We start from the raw sequence: 638 nt of genomic DNA, 5'->3' as shown, positions 1-638 counted from the left end.
GTTACAGCTGTGCCGCCTCTTGCTTCCTCCTCCTCATCGTCCGCCATGGCTTCTCTCACCGATCTCGTCAACCTCAACCTCTCCGACACCACGGAGAAGATCATCGCCGAGTACATATGGATCGGTGGATCTGGCATGGATCTCAGGAGCAAGGCTAGGACTCTCTCCGGCCCTGTGACTGATCCCAGCAAGCTGCCCAAGTGGAACTACGATGGCTCCAGCACCGGCCAGGCCCCCGGCGAGGACAGTGAGGTCATCCTGTACCCACAGGCTATCTTCAAGGACCCATTCAGGAAGGGAAACAACATCCTTGTCATGTGCGATTGCTACACGCCAGCCGGAGAACCGATCCCCACCAACAAGAGGCACAATGCTGCCAAGATCTTCAGCTCCCCTGAGGTTGCTTCTGAGGAGCCCTGGTACGGTATTGAGCAAGAGTACACCCTCCTCCAGAAGGACATCAACTGGCCCCTTGGCTGGCCTGTTGGTGGCTTCCCTGGTCCTCAGGGTCCTTACTACTGTGGTATCGGTGCTGACAAGTCTTTTGGGCGTGATATTGTTGACTCCCACTACAAGGCTTGCCTCTATGCCGGCATCAACATCAGTGGAATCAACGGCGAGGTCATGCCAGGACAGTG

1 protein-coding gene is annotated in these 638 nt (G+C 56.6%); it reads left to right on the top strand.

Annotated features, from left to right (window positions below):
- Positions 1-638 (top strand): glutamine synthetase beta-grasp domain-containing protein (locus tag NK662_RS24640; protein WP_254761352.1); only part of this gene is annotated, 638 nt, incomplete at both ends.

The organism is Ectobacillus ponti (assembly GCF_024294785.1).
GTDB lineage: Bacteria > Bacillota > Bacilli > Bacillales > Bacillaceae_G > Ectobacillus > Ectobacillus ponti.
Note: the sequence above shows the minus strand (reverse complement) of the source record. Positions and strands in the feature narration are given on the sequence as shown.